The organism is Neisseria bacilliformis, from assembly GCF_014055025.1.
In the GTDB taxonomy this organism is placed as follows: domain Bacteria; phylum Pseudomonadota; class Gammaproteobacteria; order Burkholderiales; family Neisseriaceae; genus Neisseria; species Neisseria bacilliformis.
Genome location: NZ_CP059571.1, coordinates 1,383,903 through 1,400,631, shown reverse-complemented (window position 1 = coordinate 1,400,631; position 16,729 = coordinate 1,383,903). Strand labels below are relative to the sequence as shown.

General features: G+C 60.1%; 18 protein-coding genes. 13 read left to right on the top strand and 5 right to left on the bottom strand.

All coding sequences use genetic code 11. The features are described from left to right. Positions 1-56: 56 nt before the first annotated feature. The 7 genes from prfA to H3L91_RS06935 all read left to right on the top strand — a co-directional run bounded on the left by prfA (position 57) and on the right by H3L91_RS06935 (position 4,395). The gene (gene prfA, locus H3L91_RS06965) at positions 57-1,133 is read left to right on the top strand and encodes a peptide chain release factor 1 (protein ID WP_040658926.1); all 1,077 of its coding nucleotides are present in this window, start codon (positions 57-59) and stop codon (positions 1,131-1,133) included. Positions 1,134-1,207: 74 nt separating this feature from the next. Further along, entirely contained in the window at positions 1,208-1,612 is a 405-nt protein-coding gene (locus H3L91_RS06960; protein ID WP_007342948.1) for a hypothetical protein, read from the top strand. Positions 1,613-1,678: 66 nt separating this feature from the next. Next, positions 1,679-1,825: a hypothetical protein gene (locus H3L91_RS06955; RefSeq protein WP_154647207.1), complete on the top strand. Its 147-nt coding sequence runs from the start codon at positions 1,679-1,681 to the stop codon at positions 1,823-1,825. Positions 1,826-1,888: 63 nt separating this feature from the next. After that, positions 1,889-2,260 carry a hypothetical protein gene (locus H3L91_RS06950; protein WP_007342946.1) on the top strand — a complete coding sequence of 124 codons (372 nt, stop codon included), beginning with the start codon at positions 1,889-1,891 and terminating at the stop codon, positions 2,258-2,260. Positions 2,261-2,393: 133 nt separating this feature from the next. Next, positions 2,394-2,957, top strand: coding sequence for a peptidylprolyl isomerase (locus H3L91_RS06945; protein ID WP_007342944.1), 564 nt, complete (start codon positions 2,394-2,396; stop codon positions 2,955-2,957). A 122-nt stretch (positions 2,958-3,079) separates the two neighbouring features. Further along, the gene (locus H3L91_RS06940; protein ID WP_007342943.1) at positions 3,080-3,751 is read left to right on the top strand and encodes a hypothetical protein; all 672 of its coding nucleotides are present in this window, start codon (positions 3,080-3,082) and stop codon (positions 3,749-3,751) included. Between the two features lie 164 nt (positions 3,752-3,915). Next, positions 3,916-4,395 carry a hypothetical protein gene (locus H3L91_RS06935; protein WP_040658923.1) on the top strand — a complete coding sequence of 160 codons (480 nt, stop codon included), beginning with the start codon at positions 3,916-3,918 and terminating at the stop codon, positions 4,393-4,395. 354 nt (positions 4,396-4,749) lie between these two features. On the opposite strand, the gene H3L91_RS06930 is transcribed toward H3L91_RS06935, so the two are convergent. Continuing rightward, positions 4,750-5,010, bottom strand: coding sequence for a hypothetical protein (locus H3L91_RS06930; RefSeq protein ID WP_154647206.1), 261 nt, complete (start codon positions 5,008-5,010; stop codon positions 4,750-4,752). Positions 5,011-5,139: 129 nt separating this feature from the next. Next, complete coding sequence (locus tag H3L91_RS06925; RefSeq protein WP_007342940.1) at positions 5,140-5,568, bottom strand: hypothetical protein; 429 nt, start codon at positions 5,566-5,568, stop codon at positions 5,140-5,142. Here H3L91_RS06925 and smpB point away from each other — a divergent pair. The 3 genes from smpB (at position 5,488) to H3L91_RS06910 (ending at position 8,393) form a co-directional block, all read left to right on the top strand. Continuing rightward, the gene (smpB, locus tag H3L91_RS06920) at positions 5,488-6,117 is read left to right on the top strand and encodes an SsrA-binding protein SmpB (protein ID WP_256998603.1); all 630 of its coding nucleotides are present in this window, start codon (positions 5,488-5,490) and stop codon (positions 6,115-6,117) included. The two genes, H3L91_RS06925 and smpB, sit on opposite strands and share 81 nt — an antisense overlap. A 96-nt stretch (positions 6,118-6,213) precedes the next feature. Beyond that, positions 6,214-6,657 (top strand): hypothetical protein, encoded by a 444-nt coding sequence (locus H3L91_RS06915; RefSeq protein ID WP_007342938.1) that lies wholly within the window; start codon positions 6,214-6,216, stop codon positions 6,655-6,657. Positions 6,658-6,734: 77 nt separating this feature from the next. Beyond that, the gene (locus H3L91_RS06910; protein WP_007342937.1) at positions 6,735-8,393 is read left to right on the top strand and encodes an electron transfer flavoprotein-ubiquinone oxidoreductase; all 1,659 of its coding nucleotides are present in this window, start codon (positions 6,735-6,737) and stop codon (positions 8,391-8,393) included. A gap of 600 nt (positions 8,394-8,993) precedes the next feature. Here H3L91_RS06910 and H3L91_RS06905 read toward each other — a convergent pair. Beyond that, positions 8,994-10,019 (bottom strand): ABC transporter substrate-binding protein, encoded by a 1,026-nt coding sequence (locus tag H3L91_RS06905; protein ID WP_007342935.1) that lies wholly within the window; start codon positions 10,017-10,019, stop codon positions 8,994-8,996. Between the two features lie 143 nt (positions 10,020-10,162). Between H3L91_RS06905 and H3L91_RS06900 the strand changes: the two genes are divergently transcribed. Next, entirely contained in the window at positions 10,163-10,753 is a 591-nt protein-coding gene (locus H3L91_RS06900; protein ID WP_007342933.1) for an NAD(P)H-dependent oxidoreductase, read from the top strand. A gap of 389 nt (positions 10,754-11,142) precedes the next feature. Here the strand turns inward: H3L91_RS06900 and H3L91_RS06895 are convergent, their stop codons facing one another. Continuing rightward, a complete protein-coding gene (locus tag H3L91_RS06895; RefSeq protein WP_007342931.1) occupies positions 11,143-11,946 on the bottom strand; it encodes an ABC transporter ATP-binding protein in 804 nt (267 codons plus the stop codon). A gap of 300 nt (positions 11,947-12,246) precedes the next feature. Continuing rightward, positions 12,247-13,245 (bottom strand): FecCD family ABC transporter permease, encoded by a 999-nt coding sequence (locus tag H3L91_RS06890; RefSeq protein WP_007342930.1) that lies wholly within the window; start codon positions 13,243-13,245, stop codon positions 12,247-12,249. Positions 13,246-13,985: 740 nt separating this feature from the next. Here H3L91_RS06890 and H3L91_RS12365 point away from each other — a divergent pair. Together H3L91_RS12365 and H3L91_RS12360 are read left to right on the top strand one after the other, a co-directional pair. Further along, positions 13,986-14,951: a TonB-dependent receptor plug domain-containing protein gene (locus H3L91_RS12365; protein ID WP_007342927.1), complete on the top strand. Its 966-nt coding sequence runs from the start codon at positions 13,986-13,988 to the stop codon at positions 14,949-14,951. After that, positions 14,899-16,371: a TonB-dependent receptor domain-containing protein gene (locus tag H3L91_RS12360; RefSeq protein WP_007342926.1), complete on the top strand. Its 1,473-nt coding sequence runs from the start codon at positions 14,899-14,901 to the stop codon at positions 16,369-16,371. Before H3L91_RS12365 ends, H3L91_RS12360 begins: the two co-directional genes overlap by 53 nt. Positions 16,372-16,729 lie beyond the last annotated feature (358 nt).

The following is a 16,729-nucleotide window of genomic DNA, read 5'->3' as shown; positions in this document are numbered from 1 at the left end:
TTTCAGGCCGTCTGAAAAACGTTTTTCAGACGGCCTCAGTATAAATGAGACGCTTCATGAAACCCTCCATCCTAGACAAACTGCAAAACCTCGCCCACCGCCTCGAAGAAGTAACCGCCCTGCTCGGCTCGCCCGAAGCCGTGGCCGATATGGACAACTACCGCCGCCTCAACCAAGAACACGCCGAACTCACCCCCGTGGTGGAAACCTACCGCGCCTACACCCGGGCGCAAAGCGACCTGGCCGACGCGCAGGAAATGCTGTCCGACCCCGACATGAAAGACTTTGCCGCCGAGGAAACAGAAGCCGCCAAAGCCAAAATCGACGCGCTGGACTTGGAACTGCAAAAACTGCTGCTGCCCAAAGACGCCGACGACGACAAAAACATCTTCATCGAAATCCGCGCCGGCACCGGCGGCGACGAAGCCGCGCTGTTTGCCGGCGACCTTTTGCGCATGTACAGCCGCTACGCCGAGCGCAACCGCTGGCAGGTGGAAATCGTCTCCGCCAACGAAAGCGATTTGGGCGGCTACAAAGAAGTGATCGTGCGGCTGATCGGACTGGGCGCGTACAGCAAACTCAAATTTGAAAGCGGCGGCCACCGCGTGCAGCGCGTCCCCGCCACCGAAAGCCAAGGCCGTATCCACACCTCCGCCTGCACCGTTGCCGTTATGCCTGAAGCGGACGAACTCGAAGACATCGAGTTGAACCCTGCCGACCTGCGCATCGATACCTTCCGCGCATCCGGCGCGGGCGGCCAGCACATCAACAAAACCGACTCCGCCGTCCGCATCACCCACCTGCCCACCGGCATGGTGGTCGAATGCCAGGACGGCCGCAGCCAGCACGCCAACAAAGCCCAAGCCATGAAAGTCTTGGCCGCCCGCCTAAACGACGCGCAAAAACGCGAAGCCCAAGCCAAAGAGGCCGCCGAGCGCAAATCGCTGATCGGCAGCGGCGACAGAAGCGAGCGCATCCGCACCTACAACTACCCGCAGGGACGCGTTACCGACCACCGCATCAACCTCACCCTGCACAAACTGGATTTCGTAATGGACGGCGATATGGAAGAAATCACCGCCGCGCTGATTGCCGAACATCAGGCAGAACTCTTGGCGGCGATGGGGGATTAAGCGCAAAGGCCGTCTGAAAAACCGCAAAACAGCTTTTTCAGACGGCCTGAAAGACGATCGGAAAGGACAGTAAAATGGCACAGCAAACAAGCGGTTTCAAACAAGACGGTTGGAAAATCCTGTGGTCGGTCTGCGCCCTGATGCTGACCGTCGGCGCATTGTACCTGCTGATGGCTCTGATACTTACGGATTTCCACATCGGGCTGAAAATCGTGGGTGCGCTGTGGCTGCTGACCGGCCACATCTGCCTGTGGCAGCCCCTGCTGGCGTACCGCTACGGCGCAGACAAACTGCACCGCTGCGGCATGGCCGCCCTGATGGTGCAAACCATCATCACCGCAATGGTTATCTTTGAATTCGTCCTGCCTTCCCTGCCCGAACCGTTAGAAAAATCGGCATACATTCTGTTTTGCGCGGCATGGATGTTGTCGCTGGCCTTATTGCCGCCCACCCTCGCCCGCAAACCGAAAGCAGGCTGAAACGTAAGAACCTGTATTCAGGCTGCCTTGAATACGATATCAGCCAATATCGCAAAGGACTAAGCTATGCCTCTATCCGAATCTGCCGATTTAACCAATCTCGGTTCCGTCCGCTCCCGCAAATATCCCGTTTACATCCTGCTGCTGGGCGGATTGGTGCTGTGGTGGCTCGCCTGCCTGCCGGAGTTGTTTCACGGCAAAGTGTCGCGATAGTTCCTTGCATTGAGCACCTGCCTGATCCTCAGCTGGAATACACTCGGAGGCCGGCTCCGCACCATGCGCCGCATCCGCTGCAACCTGCGCGGCCAAACCCTGTTGATTGAGCAATTTGTTTGGAAAAAATTATCGTGGCAGCCCGAACGCCGTTTTGCACAAGGCGAAATCCGCGCCATCGTTTACGGCGTGCTGTACGGCAACATGGCGCAGATTTGGCTGCGGCCGCAGGAAGGGGAAGACATCCTGTTTTCAGACGGCCTGCCCTCCCGCCCACGCCGAACCCGACGTAGGGTGTGTCGCCCCGAGGCGACGCACGCGTTTCCCGCCGCACAACGAAACCGCGCTTTCCCCGCACCCGCGAAACCGCGTGCGCGGCTTGCGCCACACACCCTACCCCAACGGCAGAGGCCGTCCCCGCCTACGCGGGGATGACGTTTCTGAAAGCGCAGCTTCGGCGCAGCCCAAAACGGAAAACACAGTTTTCAGACGGCCTCAAAGCCGCCAAACCATTGATTACCGACAAGCCCGTCAAACAAACATCCGACACCAAACGAAAGGACCAACCATGAACCGCCCCGCCCGCCTCCTCCTCGCCGCCCTCCTCTGCGCCGCCCTGCCCGCACAGGCCGACACCCCCGTCGAAATCGACACCAGCCTCGGCAAAATCAGCCTCACCCTCGACGAAAAACGCGCCCCGAAAACCGTCGCCAACTTCGTGCGCTACGCCAAAAGCGGCTTCTACGACAACACCCTGTTCCACCGCGTCATCGACGGCTTCATGATCCAGGGCGGCGGCTTCACCTCCGGCATGACCCAGAAAGACACCGAAAAAGCCATCGCCAACGAAGCGGCCAACGGCCTGAAAAACACCACAGGCACCATCGCCATGGCGCGCACCGGCAACCCCCATTCCGCCACCAGCCAGTTTTTCATCAACCTCGCCGACAACCCCAACCTCGACCACAAAAACGACAGCCCTTCCGGCTACGGCTACGCCGTGTTCGGCAAAGTAACCGGCGGCATGAACGTCGTGCGCGCCATCGCCAAAGTGAAAACCGGCGACTACGGCTTCCATCAGAACGTGCCCGTGCAGCCCGTCGTCATCCGCAAAGTAACCGTATTGAAATAACCGGCCGCGCAAAGAGCAGAGGCCGTCTGAAAAACCGGATTTGCCAACCTGCTTTTCAGAAACGTCATCCCCGCACAGGCGGGGACGGCCTCCGATTCCCCCGCCAACACAGAGAGAACCCCGTGAAACACCCCGTAAAAACCCTCGCCCCCCTCCTCGCCCTCGCCGCCGCCCTGTCCGCCCCCGCCGCCGAACTGCCGCAAAACGCCGAGCTGCAATACAGCGGCCCCTACGGCATTCCCGCCACCATGAGCTTCAAGCGCAGCGGCAACGCCTACACCATCGTCTCCGTCATCAAAGTGCCGCTTTACAACTTCCGCTTCGAGAGCGGCGGCACCATCAGCGGCAACGCCCTGCACCCGGCCTACTACAAAGACATCCGCAAAGGCAAAACCTATGCCGAAGCCAAATTCGGCGGCGGCAAAATCACCTACGGCAAAGCCGGCCAAGAACAAACCGAAGCCGCCCCCGGCCAAATCCTCGACCTCTTCGCCCTCGCCTGGCAGCTGGCCGCCACCGACGGCAAACTGCCCGCCGGCATCCGCATCACCAACGGCAAACGCCTCTACAACATCGGCGGCCTCTCCAAAACCGGCTCCGCGCAATACGCCTTCGCGGGCGGCAAAACCACCGTCGAAAACTACACCGTCAAACGCGGCGACGACACCGTCAACTACGCCTTCGCCCCCGCCTTCGGCAACATCCCCGCCAAAATCAGCTACATCGACAACGGCACCACCTACAACCTCAAACTCACCGGCCTGAAAATCAACGGCCAAACCGTCAAACCTTAAACCGCCGTTTTGTGCGCAAAGGCAAGACGATAAGGCGCGGACGAACCCCGTACACATGGCAGAAGGCCGTCTGAAAACCGAACAAGGGCTTTCAGACGGCCTTAACACAGAACCGGCCTGCATGCAGGTTGCGTTTGCTGTGAATTTCAGATGAAGGAAAATTGATGGGTTACCATGTCAGAATTATTAATACTGCAAAGGATACTGCTGCATCAGCGAAAATGCTTAACCGGCCTCAGGTATTGGCCGCATGGCTGCGGAAAAATTTCGATTTTTACGCCGATACCGACGATAGCGGCCAACAGTATTTTTACCGTGCCGACGATCAAGAACGTACTTTGTTTTACGAAGTGTGTGATGAAGGAAACAGAGAACTATTGGCCATCGGTCCGGATGATACGTTGCTGGCTCTGATGATCGACATCGCCCGTTTGCTGGGCGACGGCTCAAGAGTGGTTGGAGATGAGGGCGAAACCTACGTCAGCCCTGTTCGCTCCTACACCCATCCGGATGATGCCGCCACGCTTGCTGCTGTATACGGGCATAACAGTCTTGGCCGGAAACTGTTTGATTTCCTGCTCAGTATTTGGATTCTATTGCTACTGTGGCTGATTGTGTTTTTGTTCAAACTTTGGAAAGAATAGCCCGCATACCGTAAAGAGTCGCCCCGCGACGCACGCGGTTTGGGGTTTTGCGGGAAACTGTGCGGGCAGACACTTAAAGGCCGTTCCCGCCTGCCCAGGAATGACGTTTCCGAAAACGAACTCCCGTGCAATTAAAAGCAGGTTTGGGACATTCAGACGGCCTTTGGCGCGGCAGGTATCGCATGGAGCGTGTGCGACGCGGGGCGGCACACCCTACGTATAACCCGCGCTGCGCTTGCCCGCAGTGATGATGCGTCAATTACAAATGCCTAAGGATTTGCCTTTGTCAGTGCAATTCGACGGGCTGATGATTGCATACCCTTTCTGTTTGAGGCACTTGTATATAGCGTTTCTTCATATATCCACCTGCTCGTCAGACATATCGGGATATCGAACATTTACATCTAATGTTCCGTTGTTTAATTTTCTTACTCCGCAATCTAAAACGTCTTTCTTTCTTTTGACTATGTCGGTGTGTCCCATGCTGCCGTATTTCTGAATGCCCTGTATTACCGTGTAATTATTATAAACATCAGGGCTGTATTTGGAGACGACACGTATGGGGATACAGGCGCTAACAAGCAAAACAGCCGGCAATATTGATTTTTGCATCATGACTTTCCGAATTTAAAAAGTAATTCCATAGCAAACGCAGCCGCAAGGCCGATTGTTAACAGGCTCTATAAGGCCGTCTGAAAAACAGAAAAGCTTTTTTCAGACGGCCTTCTGCCGTATCCGCAACAGTCAGTAAGCCGAAAACGGCACGCTGTACACCCTGCCGTCTACCGCCACGTCGGCCGAGAAATCGTGCCGCGCTTCGGTGCACAGCGGCAGGCGCACGCCGGCGGCCGACCATCTGCCCGCCGCATCGCGCCGCAAATCGTAGCGGTTGAAACCCATGTCCATATCGCGCATGGAAAAGCTCACCGACACTTCGCGCGCGCCATCCGCCCCGTCGAGCACAATGTCAAACGGCTTTTGCAAGGCGGCGGCGGGGGCAAAACGCAGCACCGCGCCGCCGGGCAGCGTGCAGCCCGCCGCGATGTCGCAGGCCGCAACCTCCACGGCGGCGGGCTGCCGCTGCGTCCACCAATGCAGAGCCGCCAGCTTCACGGCGGCAAACGCCAACAGCAACACGGCGGCCGTAATCCATTTGCCCTGCGCGCGCATCATCCGTCTCCACAAAAAAGCGCGATTATAGCGGCAACGTTGACGGGGCGCGGCGCAAAACGCTTTCTGCTACAATGCCGCCCTGCCAAAAACAAGGGTCGCCCAATGAGCATCGCCAACAACAGAAAAGCCTATCACGACTACTTTATCGAAGACGAAATCGAAGCGGGGCTGGTACTCGACGGCTGGGAAGTGAAAGCCGTGCGCGCCGGCCGCGTCCAGCTCAAAGAAAGCTACATCCACTGGAAAAAAGACGCCTTCTACCTCGTCGGCAGCCACATCACCGCCCTGCCCACTGCCTCCACCCACGTGCGCCCCGACCCCGTGCGAGCGCGCAAGCTGCTGCTCAAACAGGGCGAAATCAACAAGCTCATCGGCAAGGTCGAGCGCAGCGGCTACACCCTCGTGCCGCTCAACCTGCACTACAAACGCGGCTACATCAAAATGGACATCGGCCTGGCCAAGGGCAAAAAACAGCACGACAAACGCCAAAGCCTGAAAGAAGCCGACTGGAAACGCGAGAAACAGCGTCTGATGAAAAACACGCGCTAAGGTCTGTTTTGCCATACGCTTTCACTTTTCAGACGGCCTCAGCGGGACAGGCCGTCTGAAATTTTTACCCCCCAAAAAAAAACACAGGAAAACACCATGAACGCCAAACAAACCGCCGCCCTCCTCCTGGCCGCCGCCGCGCTGGCCGCCTGCCAGTCGTCCTCCGCCGTCAAATACGCCAAAAAAGACGACCTGCCCAACATCCGCAAAGTCTGCATCATCCGCAACGACAGCGCGCGCCCCGTCGGCCTCGACCGCCACTTCGCCGCCGCGCTGCAAAAACGCGGCATCGCCAGCGAAACCGTCGCCGGCTACGACAAAAAACTCTATCAGCCCGAATGCCCCTACAACCTGCGCTTCAAATCCGGCGGCAACGATGCCACCGTGCGCAAAGCCTCCCTCATCCTGCGCACGCCCGAATACGCCGTCGGCGCAGTGAAATACTCGGTCAACGACGAAAAAACCTACCGCACCGCCCCCGATTTGCAGGCGCAGGCCGACGGCATCATCGCCCGCCTGTTCGAGGGCATCAAAAAATAAACACACAGGCCGTCTGAAAGCGCAAACCCGTTTTCAGACGGCCTCACGCCACAGCAAACCACATAAAAAACAAAAACATGGACACCACCACCATCGAACGCGAAAGCATGTACTACGACGTGCTCATCGTCGGCGCCGGCCCCGCCGGCCTCGCCGCCGCCATCCGCCTCAAACAGCTCGCACAGGAAAACGGCCGCGACATCGGCGTCTGCATCGTCGAAAAAGGCTCGGAAGTGGGCGCGAACATCCTCTCCGGCGCGGTCATCGACCCCAAAGCCCTCACCGAACTTCTGCCCGACTGGCGCGAAACCGGCGCGCCCCTCACCCGCAGCGTCAGCGAAGACCGCGTCCTCTTCCTCACCGAAAAACACGCCTTCACCCTCCCCACCGCCCCCAGCTTCCGCAACGAAGGCAACTACATCATCAGCCTCGGCCTGCTCACCCGCTGGCTGGCCGAACAGGCCGAAGCGCTCGGCGTCGAAATCTACCCCGGCTTCGCCGCCTCCGAAATCCTCTACCACCCCGACGGCTCGGTCAAAGGCATCGCCACCGGCGACATGGGCGTCGGCAAAGACGGGCAGCCCACCGGCAACTTCCAGAGCGGCATGGAACTCTGCGCCCAACAAACCCTGCTTGCCGAAGGCTGCCGGGGCTCGCTTGCCAAACAACTCATCCGCCGCTTCGGCCTCGATAAAAACAGCCAGCCGCCCACCTACGGCCTCGGCATCAAAGAAATCTGGGAAATCCAGGCCGAACACGCCCGCCCCGGCCTCGTCCTCCACAGCACCGGCTGGCCGCTCGATCGCAAAACCTACGGCGGCTCCTTCCTCTACCACCTCGACGGCAACAAAGTCGCCGTCGGCTTCGTCGTCGGCCTCGACTACCAAAACCCCTACCTCTCCCCCTTTGAAGAATTCCAACGCTTCAAAACCCACCCCGCCATCGCCCCCACCTTCGCGGGCGGCCGCCGCATCGCCTACGGCGCGCGCGCGCTCAGCGAAGGCGGCCTGCAAAGCCTGCCCCGCCTCACCGTCCCCGGCGCGGCACTCATCGGCGACGCTGCAGGCTTTCTCAACGTCCCCCGCATCAAAGGCATCCACTGCGCCATCAAATCCGCCATGCTCGCCGCCGAAGCCGTCTTCCCCGTGCTGGACGACGACGGCGAAACCGCCCAAAGCGGCAAAGAAGCCGCTGCCTACCAAAACCTGTTCGAGCAAAGCTGGCTCTACCGCGAACTTCACGCCGCCCGCAACATCCGCCCGGCCTTCAAATGGGGCATGTGGCCGGCCTTCGCCTACACCGCCCTCGAACAATACCTGTTCAAAGGCCGCACCCCCTGGACGCTCAAACACCACGGCACCGACCACGACAGCCTGCAAAAAGCCGCCGCCTGCCGCCCCATCGCCTACCCCAAACCCGACGGCGTCCTCACCTTCAACCGCAGCGACAGCGTCTTCCTCGCCAACGTCAGCCACGAAGAAAACCAGCCCTCCCACCTCCTGCTGCGCGACCCGCAGGCCATGATAGCCGTCAACTACACAGAATACGCCAGCCCCGAAACCCGCTACTGCCCCGCCGGCGTGTACGAAATCCACCACGAAAACGGCACGCCCCGCCTGCAAATCAACGCCGCCAACTGCATCCACTGCAAAACCTGCGACATCAAAGACCCCACCCAAAACATCACCTGGATCTGCCCCGAAGGCGGCGGCGGCCCGAACTACGGCGAAATGTAAACCGGCAAAACAGACAAAAGACCGTCTGAAAAGCGGATTTTGCTTTTTCAGACGGCCTTTGTCGTTCAGGCAGGGTGTGTGGCGCAGCCACGCACGCGGTTTCGGTTGTCGGGAAAACGCGGATTTGTTGGAAGCAGAAATAGAGGCCGTCTGAAAAGCAGATTTTGTTTTTTCAGACGGCCTCTGCCATTGAGGTAGGGTGTGTGGCGCAAGCCACGCACGCGGTTTCGGTTGTCGGGAAAACGCGGATTTGTTGGAAGCAGAAATAGAGGCCGTCTGAAAAGCGGATTTTGCTTTTTCAGACGGCCTCTGCCGTTGAGGTAGGGTGTGTGGCGCAGCCACGCACGCGGTTTCGGTTTGGTTTCTTGGAAACGCGCAGATTTGTTGCAGCGGCAAAACCCGAAAGTCCGTCCCCGCCAGTACTCCTGCGGAGCATAAACGCGGGGATGGCGTTTCTGAAAACCCGATGTAGGGTGGATCTCGACCCACCATTGCCGAATCTGTCTCTGAAACGGTGGGGCAAGACCCACCCTGCAATGCGGCAGAGGCCGTCTGAAAACACCATTTCAGACGGCCTCTTTCTGTACGGCTGCGGTTCGCCTACTGCGGATCCAGCCCGTCCACAATCCTTTGCGCGTCTCCTTTGCTCAAATCGTAGCGGTAGTATTTTTTATAAAACGCCTGCGTTTTGGCGGCGATGTCCACGTCGCGGAAGCGGTCGGGGTGGAGCAGTTTGCCTGCCCACAGCACTTGCAGTGCGCCTTCCGCGCTGTATCTGTCCCAGCCGAAGGTGCCGCCGGGGTTGGCGTGCAGGCGGTTGTTTTTGACGGCTTTGATGCTTTGCCAGGCGGGGTCTTTTCGGATTTTGGCGATGGCCTGCGCGGCGTTGCGGCCGCCGATGATGATGATGTCGGGGTTGGCTTTGACGATTTCCTCCATCGGCACTTCGGCCAGGTTGGCGGTGTCCGGCAGGGCGGTGCGGCCGCCGGCGATGCGTATCCAGTCGCCGACGATGGAGCGGCCGCCGTCGATTTTGCGCAGGTTGCTGCCGTCGGAAATGTGCAGCACCAACGGTTTTTGCGCGTCAGGGATGTTTTTGGTGCGCTCGGAGACGAAGCGGATGTTGGCGTCCAGCTCGGCATTGTACTGTTTGGCGATTTGCGGGGCGTTGCCGCCGATCACGTCGGCGGTGATGCTGACGGTTTTTTTCAGGCCGTCGTAGTTTTGGAAGTTGACCAGCACGGTTTTGAGGCCGGCGCGCTGTACCTGCTGCTGCATGGCGGGCTGGGAAAGCAGGACGACATCGGGGCGGGCGGCAAGCAGGGCTTCGCTTTGCACGGTGGTGCCGTTGGAGAGCGCGGGCACTTTTTTGATGTGCGGATAGACTTTGGCGTACCACGGGCGTTGCTGGATGGCTTCGACGGTGCCGACGAGTTTGTCCGCGCCGCCCAGCAGCAGGACGACTTGGTTGTTGGCCGGCCATAAATCGGCGATGCGATTGACCTGGTTGGGGATTTCGACGGTGTTGCCTTTGATGTCGCGCACGCTGCGGGCGTGGGCGGGGGTGAGGGCAAGAGCTGCGCCGAGCAGGGCTGCGGCAAGGGTTTTGACGGGTTGTCGGAACATTTCGGGTTTCCTTTGCTGGGTTGGTGGATGGGTTTTCAGGCTGCTTTTTCGGTTTTGGCTGCGCCGAAGTTGTGCTTTCAGACGGCCTTTAGGTTTGGGACTATAATGCAAAGCCTCTCCAACGCAGAAGAAAAGACTCTGCAATGAAAACGCTGATCAATGTTTTCCATCCCAAATTGGAACAATCCACCGTAAACCGCCTGTGGGCGCAGCGGCTGGAAGGGCTGCCCGATGTAACCGTGCGCCGCGTGTACAGCCTGTATCCGGACGGCAAAATCGATGTTGCCGCCGAACAGACCGCACTGTTGGCGCACGACCGCTTGGTGTTTCAGCACCCGTTTTTCTGGTATTCCGTGCCGCCCTTGATGAAACAATGGTTTGACGACGTGCTCACCTACAACTGGGCATACGGCCCGACAGGAAAAGCGTTGGCGGGCAAAGAATGGGTGTCGTCCATTTCCACAGGCGGGCCGGCGGATTCTTACCAGGCAGGCGGCTACAACAGCTATTCCATGAGCGAATTTTTGAAGCCGCTGCAACAAACCGCTAATCTCATCCAAACCAAATTCCTGCCGCCGTTTATTTTCCACGGCGCAGTCGGCGCAAACGAAGCGGCAATCCGGCAGTCTGCCGACAATATGGCGGCGCATATCCTTGACCCGCTGCTTGACCCGCAGAAAAAACTCGCCGCGCTGCTGGCGAAAATGCAGGAAGACGGCATTACGCTGGAATAGCCGCCGTGCCCTCCGAAGGCAGCTTGAAAACCGTTTCAGGCTGCTTTTTCGGTTTTCAGACGGCCTTTCGGGTTTGTGTAGGGTGTGTGCCGCAAGGCACGCACGCGGTTTGCCGGTGTTCGGGCACGGGCGGCGGTTCGGACATTGTATCCGCGTGCGTGGCGGAGCCACACACCCTACGTTAGGTTTCCGGCTGCCTTGCTCCCTCTCCCACTTGCTGGGGAGGGCTGGGGCGGTTGCGGCTCGGATAATATTTGCGGCGCGGCAGCCAAGCGGTTCGGCGAACCGCCACCCCTCCCCGACCCTCCCCCGCGTAGGGCGCAGGGGAGGGAGTTGGGCAGTCGGCGTTTGTGTTTTTTTCAGACGGCCTTTGCGGTTTTCAGGCTGCCTTACGTCTGCGCCCGTTGCGGCAGCGGGGCGTGGGCGCAGACTTGGCGCGGCCAGCCGGGGACGGCGAGCAGGCGCAGGTCGGTTTGGTACAGCTCTTGCAGGGCGGTTTCGGTGAGGACTTCGGCGGTGCCGCCTGCGCGGACGCTGCCGTCGGCCAGCAGCAGGGCGGTTTGGCTTTGGGGGTGGCGGCCGTGCAGCAGCAGGGGGGGTTCGGGGTTGTGGGTGGTGTTGACCACGGTGTAGCCGTCTTCGGCAAGGTCGGCCATCAGGCTGAGGATGGCGGCGGCGTTGCCGTAGTCGAGGGCGGAGGTGGGTTCGTCGAACAGGATGACGCGGGGTTCCTGTACGAGGGCGCGGGCGATGGAGGCGAGCTGTTTTTCGCCGCCGCTGGTTTCCATATAGATTTTATCGGCAAGGCGCTCGATGCCGAGGCGTTCGAGGGCGGCGCGGGCGACGGCGTAGTCGGCTTCGGCGGGTCGGGCGTACAGGGGCAGGCGGGCGGCGCGGCCGAGCAGGACGTATTCGAGGATGGTGTAGCGGTAGGTGTGCGGGGCGTTTTGGGAAACGTAGGCGACGCTGCGGGCGAGTTCGCGCGGGTTGAGTGCGGCGGTGTCGCGTCCGTCGAGCAGCACGCGGCCTTGCTGGGGTTTGAACAGTCCGGCAATGCAGTTGAGCAGGGTGGATTTGCCCGCGCCGTTGCGCCCGAGCAGGGACAGCAGGGTGCCTGCGGGCAGTTCGAGGCTGATGCCGTGCAGCACGGGTCGGCTGTGGTAGGCGTAGTGGAGGTTTTGGATTTGGAGCATTTTTTTGTCGGGGGTTCGGGCTGTTTTTGGGGGCAGAGACAGCCATGTAGGGTGAGTCTTGACCCACCGTGTTTTTAAAACGGCCGCAAATGCCGTCTGAAATGGTGGGTCGAGACCCACCCTACATCGGTTTTCAGACGGCCTTTACGAGCCTTTTATGGTGTGTGCCGCAAGACACGCACGCGGTTTGCTGATTCGGGCACAGGCGGGCGGTGCGGTTCGAGCATGGTATCCGCGTGCGTGGCAGAGCCACACACCCTACATCGGGTTTTCAGACGGTCTTTGGTGTTTTCAGGCTGCCTAATCCGCCGGTTTCTGCCACACCAGCACCCAAGCGAAAAACGGGGCGCCGATAAAGCCGGTGAGGATGCCCAGCGGGATTTCCTGTTCGTAGAGGTTGCGCGAGAGGGTGTCCGCGCCGAGCAGGAACAGTGCGCCGAACAAGAGGGCGAGCGGCAGGCTGCGGACGTTGTTGTCGCCCGCCGTCATCCGCGCCAGATGCGGCACAACCAGCCCGAGCCAGCCGATGGTGCCGCTCAGGCAGACGGCGGAGGCGGTCAGCAGGGTGGCGCAGACGATCATCAGCGTGCGCTCTTTGCGGGTGTCCGCACCGGCGAGGCGGGCTTCGCGCTCGCCCAAAGACAGCACGTTGACGCGCCAGCGCATCAGCAGCAGCACGGCGGCGGGCAGCAGCATCAGCGGGGCGAGCCAGATGAGCTGTTCGGTCTGCGCCCGCGCCAGGCTGCCCATCTGCCAATAGACGATTTCGGCCAGCTCGGTTTCGGGGTCGGCCAGGTATTTGATCAGGCCGAGTGTGGCCGACATAAAGCCGGATACGACAATGCCTGCCAGCACAAGCACCACCGCCGAATCGCGCCCGATCAGGCGCGGCAGGGCAAGGGTGAGGGCGACGGCCGAAAGCCCGCCCGCAAAGGCCGCGCCCTGCATCATCAGGATGCCGCCGCCCGCCAGCACCGCCGCCGCCGCGCCGACACACGCGCCGGACGATACGCCCAAGAGGTCGGGCGACACCAGCGGGTTGCGGAAAATACCCTGGTACACCGCACCGGCCAGCGACAAGGCCGCGCCCACCAGCACGGCGGCGGCAATGCGCGGCAGGCGCAGGTTGAAGATGATGTTGGCGTAGGTTTCGTCGGGGTTTTGTCCGGCAAGGGTCTGCCAGACGGCGTTCAGCGGGATGGGGTAGCGTCCCCAGGAAAGGGAAAAGGCGGCGGCGGCCAAGAGGGCAGCCAGCGTGAGGGCAATCAGGACGGGATAGGGGATGCGGCGTGCGGACATAGTGTTTGGGCGGATAAACGGAGGCAGCCTGAAACAGCAACAGCGGTTTCAGGCTGTTTTTTTGTTGGGTTTTGTCGGGTTCTCGGACGGCGGTTGTTGTATTTCAGGCTGCCTTTACGGGTTTGGCTGCGCCGAAGCTGTGCTTTCAGACGGCCTCTTCGGGTTTTTGTAGTGTGTGTGCCGCAGGCACGCACGCGGTTGCCGGTGTTCGAGCGGGCGCGGGTGGTGCGGTTCGGGCGTGGTATCCGCGTGCGTGGCAGAGCCACACACCCTACGCGGCATGGTTGGGCAGTCTGAAAGGTTTTTCAGACGGCCTTTTCGGTTTTAACTTCGTTGAAGCTGCGCTTTCAGACTGCTTTGCTCCCTATCCCGCTATCCCGCCTGCGGGGGGCTGGGGTGGGGGCGGTTGCGGCTTGGGCAAAGTCTGCGCAGAAAACCGGCATTGCGTTACGGCACCCGAAGATTCCCGCCTGCGCGGGAATGACGAAATTTGGTTTTTCAGACGGCCTTTCGGGTTTTCAGGCTGCCAGACGGCGGCGGATTCCACCACAAAAGGCAGGCCGCCGTGATTGGCCGGAAGGATTAGTCCGTCGGTGCAGTATTTTTCCGTTGACGGAGTTTTACAATGCCGCCGCTTTTGTAAACAGGCGGATGGCAAGCCGGTCTAACCGTCAAAAGAAAATAGAAAAACGCCTTAACAAACCGCCCATAAACCAACCAACCCCAAATCGGAAAACACCATGAAACCCAGTCTGATCCAACTCAATATCCTCGCCGCACTCGCGCTCTGCGGCACGGCCTTTGCCGACACCGAAGCCGACGCCGCCGAAAACGGCAGCGAGCTGCAAACCGTCCACGTTACCGCCGAACGTCAGGCCAAACAGCAGCTCGGCGTATCGGTGATTACCGCGCAGGACTTGCAGAAGATGCCCGTTACCAACGACATCTCCGAAATCGTCAGCAAAATGCCGGGCGTCAACCTCAGCACCAACTCCCCCGGCGGCGAGCGCGGCAACAAACGCCAGATCGACATCCGTTCGATGGGGCCGGACAACACACTGATCCTCATCGACGGCAAACCCGTCAACTCCCGCAATTCCGAACGCTACGGCCGCAGCGGCGTGCGCAACTCGCGCGGCGACTCCAACTGGGTGCCGCCGGAAATGATTGAAAAAATCGAAGTGCTGTGCGGCCCGGCCGCCGCCCGCTACGGCTCCGGCGCGATGGGCGGCGTGGTCAACATCCGCACCAAAGGCGTCAGCAACGAGTTTCGCGGCAGCGTCGGCCTGTTTTACGACCAGCCCGCAAGCGGCACACAGCAGGGCAACACCCGCCGCGCCAACTTCCTGCTGAGCGGCCCCATCGTGCAGGACAAACTGGGCTTCCGCATCTACGGCAGCCTGAACAAAACCAACCCCGATGCGTTCGACATCAACGACAGCGTCAAATCTTCGCGCACCGCCCTCTCCGCCGGCCGCGAAGGCGTGCGCAACCGCGACATCGCCGGCCGCCTCACTTGGAACATCACCCCTGAACAGCGTCTGGCGTCTGGCCTTCGACGCCGCATACAGCCGTCAGGGCAACATCTACAACGGCGACACCCAAAACAGCAATGTACTCATTGCCGCCGTCCAGCGCGTCGCCCCCCAGCTTTTGGGCAGCGAAACCGCCAAAATCTACCGCCAAAGCTACACCCTCACCCATAACGGCATCTGGGACTGGGGTGAAACCGAAAGCTATGTCAGCTTCGACAAAACCGTCAACAGCCACCTGCCCGAAGGCCTGCTCGGCAGCACCGAAGGCGCGTACAACAGCACCACCGGCTTTGCCGACAGCGTGCTGAAAAACTACCGCTTCGGCACCAAAGCCGACCTGCCCTTCGGCCGCCACACCGTAACCGTCGGCGCGGAAGCCAACCGCTCTGTGCTCGACGACTCCCTCTCCATGACCGCCACCGCCCGCGCCTACGGCCAAATCCCGTGGCTGGCCGCCAACGGCCGCAGCGGCAAAGCCTCGCAGAACAACTACGCCCTTTATGCCGAAGACAACATCTCGCTCAACGAGGGCAAAACCTACCTCATCCCCGGCCTGCGCTGGGACTACAACACCGCCTTCGGCTCAGTGTTCTCGCCCTCGTTCAACTTCTCGCACGCGGTAAACGGCAACTGGAAAATCAAAGGCGGCATCGCCCGCGCCTTCAAAGCGCCCAACCTGTACCAAACACAGGAAAACTACCTGCTGATCAACGCCAGCAACGGCTGCCCCATCGACAGCCACAACCACTGGAACAACCCCAACGCCCAAACCAATACAAGCGGCAGCGGCACAGCCGCCAACCCCTACAAAAACGCCAATCCCGGCGGCTACGACTGGGCGCGCGCCTGCTACTTCTTGGGCAACAGCAACATCAAACCCGAAACCAGCCTGAACAAAGAAATCGGCTTCGAGTTCAAAAAAGACGGCTATCTCGCCTCACTGGCCTTCTTCCACAACAACTACAAAAACCGCATTGTTGACGAAGGCGACTACGTCGGCACCGTCAACGGACCGGCAAACGGCTACGACCGCGAAATCCGCTCCGACAACACTCCCAGCGGTACCCCCGTTTACCGCAACTACACCACCACCACCGTTTACCGCTGGGGCAACGGCGGCAGCGCGGTACTGGCAGGCTTGGAAGGCAACGTTACCCTGCCGCTTATCCGCGACAAGCTCACCTGGTCGACCAACTTCACCTACATGAGCCGCAACAAAGAAAAACGCCACGGCAACCCGGTTTCCATCGTGCCCAAATACACGATCAACAGCACGGTAAACTGGCAGATTACCCCCGCCTGGGACTTCAACGCCGTCTATACCTACTACGGCCGCCAGCAAACCCGCAGCAACCCCGTGCGCTTTATGGACGTGATCTACACCAACGGCCAAAGCGTCGTCAGCAAATACGAGCTGGGCAGCTACGGCGTATTCGGCTTCAACGTCGGCTACAACTACAAAGACCGCATCAACGTCCGCGCCGGCGTGAACAACCTGTTTGACAAAACCATCCTGCGCACCGCCGGCACCGCCCGCACCTACAACGAACGGCGCAGAAGCTACTATATGAGTATGAAGTATTCGTTCTGACCTCTAATCTAAGTTAAGAAGGATGGAGAGGCCGTCTGAAAAACGTTTTTCAGACGGCCTCTTTATACCCGCGCAGTCCGTAGGGTGTGCCGCCCCAAGGCGGCGCACGCATTCTCCGCCGCATCACGAAATCCGGGCATCCCGCACCCCCGAAGCCGCGTGCCGGAAACAGAGAGGCCGTCTGAAAAACCGTTTTCCACGTTTTCAGACGGCCTCTGCCGCTGATGCAGGATGTGCCGCAAGGCACGCACGCGGTTTCAGAGCTTGGCAAAACAAAATGGCGATACTTCGACACGGCACAAAGAGGCCGTCCCTGCCTACGCGGGGATGACGTTTCTGAAAGCGCGGCTTAGGCGCA